The following is a 13,160-nucleotide window of genomic DNA, read 5'->3' as shown; positions in this document are numbered from 1 at the left end:
GTTCATCTGCTTCGGCTCATCGCTGTCTGCCGGCCGTGGCGTCGGCCGCCGCCGCGTCGAGGACGGCGGGCAGCGCCCGCACGAGCGCGTCCGCGTCGGCCTCGCCGACGATCAACGGCGGAGCGAGCCGGAGGACGTCCCCGGCGACCGCGTTCACCAGGAACCCCGCGTCCTGCGCCGCCTGCTGCGCGCGCGGCGCGACCGGCTCGGTGAGCACGATACCCAGCAGCAGCCCCGCACCGCGGACCTGTGCGACCAAGGGGTGGTCCAGGCCCAGGATGCCCTCCCGCAGCCGGGCGCCGACGCGCTTGACGTGATCGAGCAGCCCGTCGGCCGCGATGGTCTCCAGTACCGCGAGGCCGGCGGCGCAGGCGACCGGGTTGCCGCCGAAGGTCGAGCCGTGCTGGCCCGGCTCCAGCAGCTCGGCGGCGGCGCCGAACGCCAGCGTGGCGCCCAGTGGCAGCCCGCCGCCCAACCCCTTGGCGAGCGTGATGACGTCGGGCTCGACGCCCTGCGCCTGGCACGCGAACCAGTGTCCCGTTCGGCCGATGCCGGTCTGGATCTCGTCCAGCACCAGCAGCGTGCCGGTGGCGGCGGTGATCTCCCGGGCCGCGGCCAGATAGCCCTCGGGCGGCACGACGACGCCGCTCTCGCCCTGGATCGGTTCGACGATCACGAAGGCCGTCTCCTCGGTGACCGCCGCGCGCAGCGCCTCGATGTCGCCGTACGGGACGTGGGTGACGTCGCCGGGCAGCGGACGGAACGGGTCCTGCTTGCCGGGCTGGCCGGTCAGCGCGAGGGCGCCCATGGTGCGGCCGTGGAAACCGCCCTGGGTGGCGACCATATGGCTGCGCCCGGTGCGCCGGCCGATCTTGAAGACGGCTTCGACGGCCTCCGCGCCGGAGTTGGCGAAATACACCCTCCCCGGGCGGCCCGCCACCTCGAGCAGCTTCTCGGCGAGCGCGACGGGCGGCTCGGCGATGAAGAGGTTGGAGACATGGCCGAGAGTGGCCACCTGGTCGGAGACGGCACGCACCACGGCCGGATGCGCGGTACCGAGCGCGTTGACGGCGATGCCGCCGACGAAGTCGGTGTACTCCTTGCCCTCGGCGTCCCACAGCCGGCTGCCCTCGCCGTGGGTCAGCGGGATGCGCGGGGTGCCGTAGTTGTTCATCAGCGCGCCCTGCCACCGTCCGGTGAGGGCGGAGTTGTCGTGCGCGATGGTCATGCGGGGCCCTCCGGGTTCCGTGGCGTGTGCTCGCCCGCGTCGCGAGGCGTGTTCCGGGGTGCGTCGCGTGGCTCGGGCACGGCGTCCGGCACGACCATCGTGCCGATGCCCTCGTCCGTGAAGATCTCCAGCAGGATGGAGTGCGGCACCCGCCCGTCCAGCACCCGGGCCGTGTGCACCCCGTTCCGTACGGCGTGCAAACAGCCCTCCATCTTGGGGACCATCCCGCTCGCCAGCTCGGGCAGCAGCTTCTCCAGCTCCGCCGCGGTCAGTTCGCTGATCACGTCGTCGCTGTTCGGCCAGTCCGCGTACAGGCCCTCCACATCGGTGAGGACCATCAGCGTCTCGGCCCCCAGCGAGGCGGCGAGCGCGGCCGCCGCGGTGTCGGCGTTGACGTTGTAGACCCCTCCCGCGCCGTCGGCGGCGTCCGCGCTGCGGGCGATGGAGGAGATGACCGGAATCCGCCCGTCGTCCAGCAGCGCCTCGATGGCACCGGTCTCCACGGAGCTGATCCGGCCCACCCGGCCCAGGTCGACGGCTTCCCCGTCCACCTCGGCCAGGTGCTTGGTGGCCGCCATGATGTGGGCGTCCTCGCCGGTCATGCCGACGGCGAGCGGGCCGTGCTGGTTGAGCAGATTGACCAGCTCGCGCTGTACCTGGCCCGCCAGCACCATCCGTACGACGTCCATCGTCTCGGGCGTGGTCACCCGCAGCCCGGCCCGGAACTCGGACTCCAGCCCCAGCCGGTCCAGCTGCTTGCTGATCTGGGGGCCGCCGCCGTGCACCACGACGGGGCGCAGCCCGGCGTGCCGCAGAAAGACGACGTCCTGGGCGAAGGCCGCCTTCAGCTCCTCGTCCACCATCGCGTTGCCGCCGAATTTGATGACCACGGTCCTGCCGTGGTGCCGGGTCAGCCAGGGCAGCGCCTCGACGAGGATCTGCGCCTTGGGCAGCGCGGTGTGTTTGCGGGTGCTGCGGGGCTGTCGGACGCTCATGACGAATACGCGCTGTTCTCGTGGACGTAGTCGGCCGTCAGGTCGTTGGTCCAGATGACGGCGGACGCGGAGCCCGCGTTCAGGTCCGCGGTGATGCGGACCTCGCGGAAGCGCATGTCGACCTTGTCGCGGTCCTCGCCGACGGAGCCGCCGCGGCAGACCTGCACGCCGTTGATGGCCACGTCCAGCCGGTCGGGGTCGAAGGTCGCGTCGGTGGTGCCGATGGCGGCGAGCACCCGGCCCCAGTTGGGGTCCTCGCCGTGCACGGCGCACTTGAGGAGGTTGTTGCGGGCGATGGTGCGGCCCACGGTGACGGCCTCGTCCTCGTCGGCCGCGCCCACCACCTCGATCCGGATGTCCTTGGAGGCGCCCTCGGCGTCCCGGACGAGCTGCTGCCCCAGGTCGGCGCAGACCGCGTGGACCGCCTCGGCGAACTCGGCCTGCTCCGGGCGGACTCCGCTCGCTCCGGAGGCCAGCAGCAGCACCGTGTCGTTGGTGGACATGGCACCGTCGGAGTCGATGCGGTCGAAGGTGGTGCGGGTGGCGGCGCGCAGCGCGCCGTCCAGCTCCCCTGCCGTCAGGTCGGCGTCGGTGGTCAGGACGACGAGCATGGTGGCCAGACCCGGGGCGAGCATGCCCGCGCCCTTGGCCATACCGCCCACGGTCCAGCCCGCGGCGCTGGTGACCACGGCCGTCTTGTGCACGGTGTCGGTCGTCTTGATGGCGAGGGCGGCCTTCTCACCCCCGTGCTCGGACAGCGCTGCGGTGGCCGTCTCGACGCCGGGCAGCAGCTTGTCCATCGGCAGCCGCAGCCCGATCAGCCCCGTGGAGGCGACCGCGACCTCCGCCGCGCTGTGCTCGGTGCCGGTGGCAGCCGTCAGCGCCTCGGCCGCCTTCTCCGCCGTCGCGTGGGTGTCCTGGAAGCCGGGAGCGCCCGTACAGGCGTTGGCGCCGCCGGAGTTGAGGACCACGGCGGAGACCCGGCCGCCCTTGAGGACCTGCTCGGACCAGAGCACGGGCGCCGCCTTGACGCGGTTGGAGGTGAAGACCCCCGCCGCCTCCTGGCGCGGCCCGTTGTTGACGACGAGCGCGAGGTCCGGCCCCCCGCTCTCCTTGATCCCGGCGGCGATACCCGCCGCCGTGAACCCGCCGGCCGCTGTGACGCTCATGGTGCGACTCCGATCGTGGAAAGTCCCAGTCCCTCGTCCAGGCCGAGGGCGATGTTCATGCTCTGCACGGCACCGCCCGCGGTGCCCTTGGTGAGGTTGTCGACGGCGCCGACGACGATGATCCGGTCCGCTTCCGGATCGTGGGCGACCTGCAGGTGCACGGAGTTGGAGCCGGCCACCGAGGCCGTCGCGGGCCACTGCCCCTCCGGGAGCAGGGTGACGAACGGCTCGTCCTGGTACGCCTTCTCGTACGCGGCCCGCAGTTGCTCGGCGGTCGTGCCCGGGGTGGCCTTGGCGCTGCAGGTGGCGAGGATGCCGCGCGGCATGGGGGCGAGGGTCGGGGTGAAGGAGACGCTGACCCGCTGCCCCGCGGCGGCCGAGAGGTTCTGGATCATCTCGGGGGTGTGCCGGTGCGTACCGCCGACCCCGTCGGGGCTCGTCGAGCCCAGGACCTCGCTGCCGAGCAGATGCGGCTTGAGGGCCTTGCCGGCGCCGGAGGTACCCGTCGCGGCGACGATCACGGCCTCGGGCTCGGCGAGGCCGCCCGCGTAGGCGGGCACCAGCGCGAGCGAGACGGCGGTGGGGAAGCAGCCGGGTACCGCGATCCGCTTCGTCCCGCGCAGCGCCTCGCGGGCGCCGGGCAACTCGGGGAGACCGTAGGGCCAGGTACCGGCGTGCGGGGTGCCGTAGAACCGCTCCCAGTCCGCCGCGTCGGCCAGCCGGAAGTCGGCGCCGCAGTCGATCACGAGGGGCCCGTCGTCGGGGGTGCCGAGCTGCTCGGCGACGGCCGCCGACTGCCCGTGCGGGAGGGCGAGGAAGATCACGTCGTGGCCCCGCAGCACCTCAACCGTGGTCTCCTCCAGCACGCGGTCCGCATACGGGACCAGGTGCGGCTGGAGCGTCCCGAATCGCTGCCCGGCGTTGCTGTTGCCGGTCAGCGCTCCGACCTCCACCTGTGGATGCCCGGCGAGCAGGCGCAGTACCTCACCCCCCGCGTATCCACTCGCTCCCGCCACCGCCGTGCGCACCGCCATGAGACCTCCTCCTCGGAGGCATGACTATACGCAGCGCAGCAGTTTTATGCAACGAATGATGCGATCACCCGGCTGCCGGGGGGCGACGGAAGCGTGCCTCGGCGTTCGCGTCGGCGCTCCGGCGCTCCGGTTGCCCCCTGAAGCGCTGCGATCGGCCCCTTCAGGCCCCGGACCGGCATACGCCCGGCAGGCACTCAGCATGCGCCTGGCACGCGCTCGGACCGGCTGCCCGCGTCTGGTGAGGTCGGGCTACTGGGCGGTGTAGCCACCGTCGACGGGCAGGGCGATGCCGGTGACATAGCCGGCGCCGGGGCTGGAGAGCCACAGGACGGCCTGGGCGATCTCGTCGGCATGAAGTGCACCAGGGAGGCGGTGACCCGGGAGGGGGCCGGAGCCGCGGCGACGGCGTCGATGTGGACGTCGCCGGTGAACCGGTCGGCGGGGCCCTTCACGGTGGCGATCGAGCTTCGGGTGATCTGCATGGTTCGTTCCTTGTCCGGAGTCCGGAGCGTCACGGGGCACGCCCGTGGAGGTCGGCTGGTCGGACGCGAGGGAGGGGTCAGGGCTTGAGGAGGGCCTTGATGGCGCGTCGTTCGTCCATCGCGCGGTAGCCCTCGGCAACCTGGTCCAGGGGCAGGGTGAGGTCGAAGACCTTGCCGGGGTCGATGCGGCCCGTCAGGACCCGGTCGACGAGGTCGGGCAGGTAGCGGCGTACGGGGGCGGGGCCGCCACGCAGGCCGACGTGGGAGAAGAACAGCTCCTGCCCGTCGACGGCGACCTCATGGGGGACGCCGACGAAGCCGACGTTACCGCCGGGACGGGTGGCTCGCAGGGCCTGGCGCATGGCCTGGGCGGTACCGACGCACTCCAGGACGGAGTCGGCGCCGATCCCGTCGGTGAGGTCCTTGATACGGGCGACGCCCTCCTCACCACGCTCGGTGACGATGTCGGTGGCGCCGAACTCCCGGGCGAGCTTCTGCCGGGGCTCGTGGCGCGACATGGCGATGATCCGCTCCGCGCCGAACTCCTTCGCGGCGATCACGCCGCACAGGCCGACCGCGCCGTCGCCGACGACCACGGCGGTCGAGCCGGGCCGCACCTCGGCGGCCTCGGCGGCCCACCAGCCGGTGCCCAGCACGTCGGAGACGGCCAGCAGGCCGGGCCAGAACTCCTCGCCCGGCACCCCGTCGGTGGCCACCAGGGTGCCCTGGGCGTTGGGTATGCGTACGTACTCGGCCTGGCAGGTGCTCATGAACTCGACGTTCAGGCAGCTCGACGGGAAGCCGTTGCGGCAGTTCGCACAGGTGTTGTCCGAGGTGGCGAAGGAGCCGACGACGAACTGGCCCGGCTTGACGCCCGTGACCTCGGAGCCGACCTCCTCGACGAAGCCGACGTACTCGTGGCCCATCGGGTGCGCCTGCCCGGTCGGCTCCGCGCCCCGGTAGGGCCACAGGTCCGAGCCGCACACACAGGTCACCGCCGTGCGGATGACCGCGTCGGTCGGCTTGAGGATCCGGGCGTCGTCCACGGTCTCGAAACGGACGTCGCCGGGAGCGTGGATCACTGCTCCGCGCATGAGAGGGAGTTCCTTACGTACGGGGGTTCGGCGGCCGGCGCCCGAGGCGTACCGGTGTCCGCCGGATGCGATTCCGGCCCGGGCCCCCGGCAGCACACGCTGCCCGCAGGTCCAGGCCCGGCGCCCTGCCCGCACCGGGACCCGGGGCAGGCGTCCGGCGCCGCGTCACCCAGGAAACCTCCCTCTCAGGCGGGTAGCGAGTCACCAGTGAGAGGTGTACTGGCAGTACATCCCTCCCGCGCCGCCCCAGTCGTACCGTCGAGGGTGTGGACAACCGCCAAGAGGTCCGCGAGTTCCTCACCTCGCGGCGAGCGAAGATCAGGCCCGAGCGGGCCGGGCTGCCCGCCGGGCCCCGGCGCCGCGTACCGGGCCTGCGCAGGAGCGAGGTCGCCGCGCTGGCCGATGTGAGCGTGGAGTACTACGCCAAGCTGGAGCGCGGCAACCTCGCCGGGGTCTCTCCCGCCGTCCTGGAATCCGTCGCCCGCGCACTGCAGCTCGATGACGCCGAGCGGGCCCATCTGCTGCATCTGGCCCGGGCCGCCGACGGCTCCGACGCCCTCACCCGCCCCCGCCGCCGCACCACCACCCGGCAGTGGACCCCGCACCGCAGCCTCCAGTGGACCCTCGACGCGATCACCGCCGGGCCCGCCTTCGTCCGCAACGGCCGCATGGACATCCTCGCCGCCAACCCGCTCGCCCACGCCTTCTACGCCGACGTGTACGCCACCCCGGAGAACCAGGCCAACCTGGCACGCTTCCAGTTCCTCGACCCCGCCTCCCGGCGCCTCTACCCCGACTGGGAGCTCTTCGCCGACATGGCCGTCGCGATCCTCCGCACCGAGGCGGGCCGCGCGCCCCACGACAAGGATCTCCACGACCTGGTCGGCGAACTGTCCACCCGCAGCCAGGAGTTCCGCACCCGCTGGGGCGCCCACAACGTCCGCCACCACGGAACCGGCACCAAACGCTTCCACCACTCCCTCGTCGGCGACCTCACCCTCGCCTTCGAGGGCCTGGAGATGGCAGCCGAACCCGGCCTCACCCTCACCGTCTACACCGCCGAACCCGGCTCCCCCTCCGAAGAAGGACTGCGTCTGCTCGCATCCTGGGCCGCCGCTCAGTCGGGCCGGCCCTCAAGCGCTCGGTCACCCGGGGCCGGTTTCGGAGAAGCCTGAGTGGACGTCACCACCTACCGGAGCTGACGTCAGCGCCTGCCGGGTCCGAGGCGCCCGGGCCCGGCAGGCGGCACCGGGGGCGGGTGAGGCGGGGCCGAGGTGCGGAAAAGCTGTCGCCCGGGGGTGGCACCGGCCGTGATACTCGCCCCCATGCTTGATTTCTCCGACTTCGACACGCGTGGCTACCGCACCGTGGACGTCGCCACCGGCTACGGCCAGTGGGTCACCACTTACGAGGACACCGTCGAGGACGTGATGGACCTCGCGCTGCTGGACGAGTTGACCGTGCCCCCGTGGCGCGAGGTACGGCGCGCGGCCGACCTGGGGTGCGGCACCGGTCGGACCGGCGCGTGGCTGCGGCGGCGAGGGGTCACCGGCACGCTCGACGGGGTGGACCTGACGCCCGGGATGCTGCGAGAGGCCCGCACCAAGGGGGTCCACGACCGGCTCCTGGAGGGCGACGTCCGCGCCACCGAGCTGGAGTCGGGCGCCTACGACCTGGTGATCTCCTCACTCATCGACGAGCATCTGCCCGACCTGCGGCCGTTCTACCGGGAGGCCTGGCGGCTGGCGGCGCCGGGTGCGCACTGCGTCGTGGTCGCCTTCCATCCGCACTTCATCATGGCCTCCGGGATGCCCACCCACTTCACCGACGCCTCGGGGGAGCACGTCGCCATCAGAACCCACGTCCATCTGCTCAGCGACCATGTGAGCGCGGGGCTGGGTGCCGGATGGCGCCTCGCCGAGATGCGGGAGGGAGTCATCGACGACCGCTGGCTGGAGCGCAAACCGAAGTGGGAGAAGTACCGCCACCACCCGATCTCGGCAGCGCTGGTGTGGCACCGGGAGGGCGACTGAGTTCGGCGGCGACAGCGGTGCGGCGGCGGTTCGAGGGCGGCGGACTGTGAAGGGGGTTCACGAAGCGCGCCGGTTCGCGACGCGGGTTCGCGAAGCCCGTTCATGAAGCCCATTCGTGAAACCGGTTCGCGAAGTGCGTTTGCGTTGGAGCGCGCTCCAAGGCCTAGCGTCAACGACCAGATCGCACCAAACGGCGCCCGGCCCGAAACCGCTGGTCCGGGCGCCCCGGCACAGGAGGTACCGCATGACCGCCCTTCCCACCCGCCACCTCGGGGAGCTCGCCGTCTCCGCACAGGGGCTCGGCTGCATGGGTATGAGCCACGGCTACGGCTCCTCCGACGACGAGACGTCCGTCGCCACCCTTCACCGGGCACTCGACCTGGGCGTGAACCTCCTGGACACCTCCGACTTCTACGGTGCGGGCACCAACGAGGAACTCATCGGACGGGCCATCGCCGACCGCCGCGAACAGGTGGTGCTGGCCACCAAGTTCGGCTTCGCCAACAAGCTCGGCGAGCCCACGGTGATCCGGGGCGACGCCGCCTACGTACGCCAGGCGTGCGAGGCGTCGCTGCGCCGGCTGGGCACCGACCACATCGACCTGTACTACCAGCACCGTGTCGACCCCCAGGTGCCCATCGAGGAGACGGTCGGGGCGATGGCGGAGCTGGTGGCCGAGGGCAAGGTCCGCCACCTGGGACTGTCCGAGGCGGGCGCCGAGACCATCCGGCGCGCCCACGCGGTGCACCCGATCAGCGCGCTGCAGAGCGAGTGGTCGCTGTGGACCCGCGATCTGGAGGACGAGATCGCCCCGGTCTGCCGCGAACTGGGCATCGGCGTGGTGCCGTTCTCCCCGCTGGGCCGCGGCTTCCTGACGGGGCGCTACACCTCGCCCGACGCCATGGAGGAGGGTGACGCCCGGCGCTCCATGCCGCGCTGGGCCGGGGACAACTTCGACCGGAACCTGGCGATCGTCGAGCGGTTGAACGAGCTCGCCGAACGGCGCGGGGTCACGGCGGGCCAGCTCGCCCTGGCATGGGTGCAGCACCGGGGCGACAACGTGGTGCCGATCCCGGGCACCCGGCGGGAGAAGTACCTGGAGGAGAACGTGGCGGCGCTCTCGATCTCCCTCACGTCCGAGGAGCTGGCGGACATCGAGGCGGCGGCTCCCCGCGACCGGATCGCCGGGGCCCGCTACGACGACGGTGCCCTGGCCTTCGTCAACCGCTGAGCGGTATCCGGCCGTCGGCCTGCTCACGGCCCTGCGGGGTGGCGCTGTCGGTCCCCGGGGCCATACTCGTCACCATGGCTGAAGGCAGGGAGCGGGCCGCGGAGGCGGAGCGGGACCACGCGGCGCCGCCGAGCGGGCCCGAGCAGTCACCGGTGGAGAGCGGGAAGGCGCCCGCGGCCGCGGTGCCGCGGGCGGTGGAGGACTCACCGCTGCTGGCCGAGGAGCCCTTCCGGTCGTTCCTCACCGACCTCGGGCCGGGTGCCGTGGCGGAGATGGAGCGCTACGGCGCGGAGTTGGCCGCGCGGCACCACGGTCTGGCCGACGACCCGCTGTGCACCTTCGCACTGGCGGTACTGGACGGCTGCGGTCCTCCCGAGGGCCGCAGCGGGTTGCGGGCCCACCTCGCGGCCCGTGCCGCCGGGGGCGGCGCCCGGCCGGAGGCTGGAGGAGGGGCCGACGACTCGGCGGAGGGCGGCGAACCGGGGTACGAGAGCGCGGCGGCGCGCCGGGCTGCGGTGTGGCGGACGCTCGGCGATCTGCTGGCCCGCGAGGAGGGCGCTCCTGTCGACGGGCCACCACCCATGTTCCAGTTGTCCCGCGCCATGGCCGACGGCCGCCAGAGCCCCGAGTCGGACCGCTTCCGGCTCCTGCACGCCCTGCACGCTGCTGCTGCCCGCAGCTGATCACCGCAGCTCCAGCCGCCAGTCACCCGTGAGCCCGGTGAGCGTGAGGGTGGCGAGCGGCTGGACGTCCAGGTGCCAGTAGGTGTGCGGTGGTGCTTTGAGCACGTAGCAGAGCGCCGCCCGCACTATGGAGGGTTCGGTGACGGCGACCGCCCACTCGCCCGCCGCCACCGGCCGGGTGTCCAGCCAGCCGCCGATCCGGCGGATGAAGGTCAGCAGGGACTCCCCGCCGTGCGGGGCCGATCGCGGGTCGGTGCGCCACCGGTGCACGGCCTCCGGCTCGCGCACGGTCACCTCGGTGAGGGTGGCGCCGCGCCAGCGGCCCATGTCCCAGTCGAGCAGAGCCGGTTGGGCGAGCGGGCTGAGGCCGAGCACGGCCCCTGTCTCGCGGCAGCGGGCCGAGGGTGAGCAGTAGCGCAGCTGGGCCGCGGCCAGGTGGGAGAGCGTGGGAGCCCTCCGGACGGCCTCCTCCCACCCGGCGGCGTCCAGCGACCGGTCGTCGTCGAAGCGCACGTCCGCTCCGATGGAGCTGCGGCCGGCGGCGAGCAGCGTCATACGCACGTGCATGCGGTGAGAGTAGAGCCGCACGGCCGGGTGTTCGAGAGTCGTACACCCGGATGTTTTCCGGGAGTTGACCGCACGCGCCCGCTCGACGGGCGCCCGCGCGCGCGTGTCAGCCCTCCGGCAGCACTTCGGCGCAGGCCGTACGGAGACGGCGCACCCCCTCCACGATGTCGCCCTCGGCCGCAGCGGGCGCGAAGGCGAGCCGCAGATAGGGGGCCGGAGGCTCGGCGGCGAAGTAGGGGCGGCCGGGCGCGACCGCGACTCCGGCGCGCAACGCGGCCGCGTTCAGCGCGTGTTCGTCCGTCCCGTCGGGGAGCCGCAGCCACAGGTGGTAGCCGCCGCGCGGGGCGTGGGCGAGGTCCAGTGCGGGCAGTTCGGCGGCGAGCGCGGTGAGCATCAGTTCGCGGCGGGTACGCAGCTCGGCGGCGACGGTCCGCAGATGGCGGGGCCAGGCCGGGGCGCCCACGAGTTCGAGCGCCGCTTCCTGGAGCGGCCGGGGCACGAAGAAGCTGTCGACGATCTGGATGGCGCGCAGCCGCTCCAGTACGGGTCCCCGTGCGGCCAGTGCGCCGACCCGCAGGTTCGGCGAGGTGACCTTGGTCAGCGAGCAGACGTGGACGACCACGCCGTCCGGGTCCTCGGCGCGCAGCGTGGCCGGGAGCGGCCCGGCGTCCTCGTGCGCGAGGTGCCGGGCGAAGTCGTCCTCGATCACGAAGGCTCCCGCCTGCCTCGCCACCCGCAGCACCTCGCGGCGGCGGTCGGGTGCGAGCACGGCGCCGGTCGGGTTCTGGAACAGCGGCTGGCAGACGAAGACCCGGGCGCCGCTGGCCCGGAAGGCGTCCGCCAGCAGTTCGGGCCGCACTCCCCGGGTGTCGACCGGCACCGGGACGGGGCGCAGCCCCGAGGCGCGGGCGGCGGCGAGCATGCCGGGGTAGGTGGGGGACTCCACGAGCACGGCGGCGCCCGGGGGCGCCAGCGCCCGCAGCGCGGTGGTCAGCGCCGCCTGTCCGCCCGCGGTGACCAGCACGTCCCCGGCGGAGACCGGGCCCGCCGGTCCGCCGATCTCCCGGGCGAACCAGCCGCGCAGCTCCTCCACGCCTTCGAGGGGCGGCCGCCGCCATGCTCCCGGGCGGCGTCCGGCCCGGGCGAGCGCGGCGGCGAGGGCTTTCTCCGGCTGGAGGCCGGACGGCAGATAGCCGCCGCCCAGTTCGAGTACGCCGGGCGGCGGTGCGTCGAGCGTCGTCGTCACCCCGCTCGCGTCGACGCTGCGGGGCACCTGGTCGGGGGAGGCGTCGGCGCTCAGGGCCACCTCCTGCCAGGAGGTGTCGCCCCGCCCGCGGAGCTCGCTGTGCGGCTGCCGCGGCTCGGCGCGGAAGGCCCCGGCCCCGGGGCGGGTGACCACCAGCCCCTCGGCCGCCAGCACGGCCAGCGCCCGGGACACGGTGACCGGGCTGGCCCGGAACCGTTCGACCAGGGCCCGACTGGAAGGGAGCTTCGCGCCCGGGGAGTAGCGATCCAGCTCTTCCCGCAGCCAAGCGGCCAGTTCGGCAACACTGCTACGCTCAACCATGAGAGAACACGATAGCACTATCCGACATTCGGAGATAGCGGATCCGGCCACGGGAGGGCCCGCAGGGACCGCACTCAGGGGCCCGGCCACCGGCCCGGCACCGGCCCGCTCCCCCACCGCTCCGCCCCAGCCGGCAGCCCACCCGCCACCGTCCGTCCCCGGCACCGTCCCCGTCGGGCCCGCCACGGAACGGCGCCCGGCCGCGCCCACCGCCCCGGCCGCGCGCCCCGGTGTCGTGTTCGCCGCCCTCGGGGTCGTGCTCTTCTCGCTGACGTTTCCCGCGACCAGCTGGGCGCTGGAGGGGTTCGGTCCATGGACGTCGACGGCGGTGCGCGGCGTTCTCGCGGGACTCTTCGCCGGTGCCGTGCTCGCGGTGCGGCGGGTACCGGCTCCGGCGCGGCGGCACTGGGTCGGGCTCGCGCTCGCCGCCTCCGGGGTCGTGATCGGGTTCCCGCTGCTGACCACACTCGCCCTGCAGACCTCCACCACCTCGCACGCCGCGGTGGTCGTGGGCCTGCTCCCGCTGACGACGGCCCTCTACTCGTCGGTGCGCACCGGGTCCCGGCCCGCCCCGCTGTTCTGGGTGGCGGCGCTCGCGGGCGCCGCCGTGGTGGTCGCGTTCGCGCTGTACCAGAGCGGCGGCGCCCCCGGCATCGGTGACCTCTATCTGTGCGGGGCGCTGCTGATCTGTGCCGCCGGGTACGCGGAGGGCGGCAGGCTGGCGCGGGAGCTGCCCGCGCTGGAGGTGATCGGGTGGGCGCTGGTGGGCTGTCTTCCGGTGGCCGCGGTCGGCGCCGCTCTCGCTCTGGCGTACGAGCCGGTCACGCTGACCGCTCACTCGGTGCCGGGCCTGGTGTGGAGCGCGGTGTGCTCCCAGTTCGTGGGGCTGCTGTTCTGGTACCGCGCCATGGGACTGGCCGGAGTGGCCCGAACCAGCCAGGTGCAACTTGCGCAGCCGCTGCTTACGCTGGTGTGGGCGGTGCTCCTACTCGGTGAGCGGCTGTCTCCCGCCGCGCCGGCGGCGGCGCTCGCCGTGCTGGTGTGCATCGTGGTCGTACAGCGCAGCCGCGCCTGACC

At 73.3% G+C, this 13,160-nt stretch carries 12 protein-coding genes and 2 pseudogenes; 5 read left to right on the top strand and 9 right to left on the bottom strand.

The genetic code is table 11. From position 1 onward, the window contains the following. Nucleotides 1-16: 16 nt before the first annotated feature. The 7 genes and pseudogenes from KBY19_RS18275 to KBY19_RS18250 form a co-directional block, all read right to left on the bottom strand. Nucleotides 17-1,228, bottom strand: coding sequence for an acetylornithine transaminase (locus tag KBY19_RS18275; protein ID WP_099878805.1), 1,212 nt, complete (start codon nt 1,226-1,228; stop codon nt 17-19). Then, nucleotides 1,225-2,223: an acetylglutamate kinase gene (gene argB / locus KBY19_RS18270; protein ID WP_185016327.1), complete on the bottom strand. Its 999-nt coding sequence runs from the start codon at nt 2,221-2,223 to the stop codon at nt 1,225-1,227. Before argB ends, KBY19_RS18275 begins: the two co-directional genes overlap by 4 nt. Further along, a complete protein-coding gene (gene argJ / locus KBY19_RS18265; protein WP_185016328.1) occupies nt 2,220-3,392 on the bottom strand; it encodes a bifunctional glutamate N-acetyltransferase/amino-acid acetyltransferase ArgJ in 1,173 nt (390 codons plus the stop codon). The genes argB and argJ overlap by 4 nt, the downstream gene beginning before the upstream one ends. Beyond that, nucleotides 3,389-4,426 (bottom strand): N-acetyl-gamma-glutamyl-phosphate reductase, encoded by a 1,038-nt coding sequence (gene argC / locus KBY19_RS18260; protein ID WP_210966188.1) that lies wholly within the window; start codon nt 4,424-4,426, stop codon nt 3,389-3,391. The genes argJ and argC overlap by 4 nt, the downstream gene beginning before the upstream one ends. A 249-nt stretch (nt 4,427-4,675) precedes the next feature. Further along, nucleotides 4,676-4,777, bottom strand: a pseudogene (locus KBY19_RS18255) (SDR family oxidoreductase); the annotation flags it as partial. Next, a pseudogene (locus KBY19_RS37535) lies at nt 4,774-4,908 on the bottom strand (cupin domain-containing protein); the annotation flags it as partial. The pseudogenes KBY19_RS37535 and KBY19_RS18255, both read right to left, overlap by 4 nt. Before the next feature lie 77 nt (nt 4,909-4,985). Beyond that, entirely contained in the window at nt 4,986-6,002 is a 1,017-nt protein-coding gene (locus KBY19_RS18250) for a zinc-dependent alcohol dehydrogenase family protein (protein WP_099878819.1), read from the bottom strand. Between the two features lie 266 nt (nt 6,003-6,268). On the opposite strand from KBY19_RS18250, the gene KBY19_RS18245 reads away from it, so the two are divergent. The 4 genes from KBY19_RS18245 (at nt 6,269) to KBY19_RS18230 (ending at nt 9,949) form a co-directional block, all read left to right on the top strand. Further along, nucleotides 6,269-7,177 carry a helix-turn-helix transcriptional regulator gene (locus tag KBY19_RS18245; RefSeq protein ID WP_099878821.1) on the top strand — a complete coding sequence of 303 codons (909 nt, stop codon included), beginning with the start codon at nt 6,269-6,271 and terminating at the stop codon, nt 7,175-7,177. A gap of 150 nt (nt 7,178-7,327) precedes the next feature. Beyond that, a complete protein-coding gene (locus tag KBY19_RS18240; protein WP_210966187.1) occupies nt 7,328-8,035 on the top strand; it encodes a class I SAM-dependent methyltransferase in 708 nt (235 codons plus the stop codon). Between the two features lie 244 nt (nt 8,036-8,279). Next, nucleotides 8,280-9,266, top strand: a complete 987-nt coding sequence (locus KBY19_RS18235) for an aldo/keto reductase (protein ID WP_210956360.1) — start codon at nt 8,280-8,282, stop codon at nt 9,264-9,266. Nucleotides 9,267-9,340: 74 nt separating this feature from the next. Further along, nucleotides 9,341-9,949: a hypothetical protein gene (locus tag KBY19_RS18230; RefSeq protein ID WP_143674848.1), complete on the top strand. Its 609-nt coding sequence runs from the start codon at nt 9,341-9,343 to the stop codon at nt 9,947-9,949. Here the strand turns inward: KBY19_RS18230 and KBY19_RS18225 are convergent, their stop codons facing one another. After that, nucleotides 9,950-10,516, bottom strand: coding sequence for a histidine phosphatase family protein (locus KBY19_RS18225; protein WP_185016334.1), 567 nt, complete (start codon nt 10,514-10,516; stop codon nt 9,950-9,952). It lies immediately after the preceding gene. A gap of 106 nt (nt 10,517-10,622) precedes the next feature. Next, nucleotides 10,623-12,083: a PLP-dependent aminotransferase family protein gene (locus KBY19_RS18220; protein WP_099878827.1), complete on the bottom strand. Its 1,461-nt coding sequence runs from the start codon at nt 12,081-12,083 to the stop codon at nt 10,623-10,625. On the opposite strand from KBY19_RS18220, the gene KBY19_RS18215 reads away from it, so the two are divergent. Next, nucleotides 12,082-13,158, top strand: a complete 1,077-nt coding sequence (locus KBY19_RS18215; RefSeq protein WP_210966186.1) for a DMT family transporter — start codon at nt 12,082-12,084, stop codon at nt 13,156-13,158. The two genes, KBY19_RS18220 and KBY19_RS18215, sit on opposite strands and share 2 nt — an antisense overlap. The last annotated feature ends 2 nt before the right edge of the window (nt 13,159-13,160 follow it).

The organism is Streptomyces sp. B15 (genome assembly GCF_018070605.1).
Classification (GTDB): Bacteria; Actinomycetota; Actinomycetes; order Streptomycetales; family Streptomycetaceae; genus Streptomyces; species Streptomyces smyrnaeus.
This window is presented reverse-complemented; position numbering and strand designations above follow the sequence as displayed.

Excerpts from the sequence above, each read along its gene's own strand:
- KBY19_RS18250 (WP_099878819.1), bottom strand. The coding sequence starts at position 6,002 with ATGCGCGGAGCAGTGATCCACGCTCCCGGCGACGTCCGTTTCGAGACC.
- KBY19_RS18275 (WP_099878805.1), bottom strand. The coding sequence starts at position 1,228 with ATGACCATCGCGCACGACAACTCCGCCCTCACCGGACGGTGGCAGGGC.
- KBY19_RS18215 (WP_210966186.1), top strand. The coding sequence starts at position 12,082 with ATGAGAGAACACGATAGCACTATCCGACATTCGGAGATAGCGGATCCG.
- KBY19_RS18225 (WP_185016334.1), bottom strand. The coding sequence starts at position 10,516 with ATGCACGTGCGTATGACGCTGCTCGCCGCCGGCCGCAGCTCCATCGGA.
- KBY19_RS18235 (WP_210956360.1), top strand. The coding sequence starts at position 8,280 with ATGACCGCCCTTCCCACCCGCCACCTCGGGGAGCTCGCCGTCTCCGCA.
- argC (WP_210966188.1), bottom strand. The coding sequence starts at position 4,426 with ATGGCGGTGCGCACGGCGGTGGCGGGAGCGAGTGGATACGCGGGGGGT.
- argB (WP_185016327.1), bottom strand. The coding sequence starts at position 2,223 with ATGAGCGTCCGACAGCCCCGCAGCACCCGCAAACACACCGCGCTGCCC.
- KBY19_RS18220 (WP_099878827.1), bottom strand. The coding sequence starts at position 12,083 with ATGGTTGAGCGTAGCAGTGTTGCCGAACTGGCCGCTTGGCTGCGGGAA.
- KBY19_RS18230 (WP_143674848.1), top strand. The coding sequence starts at position 9,341 with ATGGCTGAAGGCAGGGAGCGGGCCGCGGAGGCGGAGCGGGACCACGCG.
- KBY19_RS18240 (WP_210966187.1), top strand. The coding sequence starts at position 7,328 with ATGCTTGATTTCTCCGACTTCGACACGCGTGGCTACCGCACCGTGGAC.
- argJ (WP_185016328.1), bottom strand. The coding sequence starts at position 3,392 with ATGAGCGTCACAGCGGCCGGCGGGTTCACGGCGGCGGGTATCGCCGCC.